General features: G+C 44.7%; 1 protein-coding gene. It reads right to left on the bottom strand.

Annotation, left to right across the window (positions count from 1 at the left end; translation table 11 throughout):
• Positions 1 to 367 (bottom strand): hypothetical protein (locus tag AB4512_RS25330; protein WP_372176222.1); only part of this gene is annotated, 367 nt, incomplete at both ends.

The raw sequence follows: 367 nt of genomic DNA on the forward strand, positions 1-367 counted from the left end.
CCTTGCCCTAATAGACCACAGGCATGGACCGAAGGGGTCGGTAGGTCTAGTTGTTGAAGCTTATCAATACGTTGTTTAAATGCGTGAATTCTACGATTAACTCCAGGATGTTGAGTGTTGAGTGTTACTCCGTCCCAGAGTTTCACCAGCAATAACTGCTCATTTTGATTGGAGAGGTAGTCGATATACCCAGTTTTAGCTATCGCAGCAAGAGCTGGATAAACGCTGGCTGCGAACTCAGGTAATGGCTGAAATTCCATCACGACGCCCACACTGTTCATATCACTTCGGAAAAAATCGCTATTTTCTATTTCTTGGTGGATCTGGTTTGCTTCATCATGTCCTTGGATTTGTTCCTGTGTTGCAG

The sequence above is a fragment of the Vibrio sp. 10N.222.52.B7 genome, from assembly GCF_041474275.1.
Lineage (GTDB): Bacteria > Pseudomonadota > Gammaproteobacteria > Enterobacterales > Vibrionaceae > Vibrio > Vibrio crassostreae_C.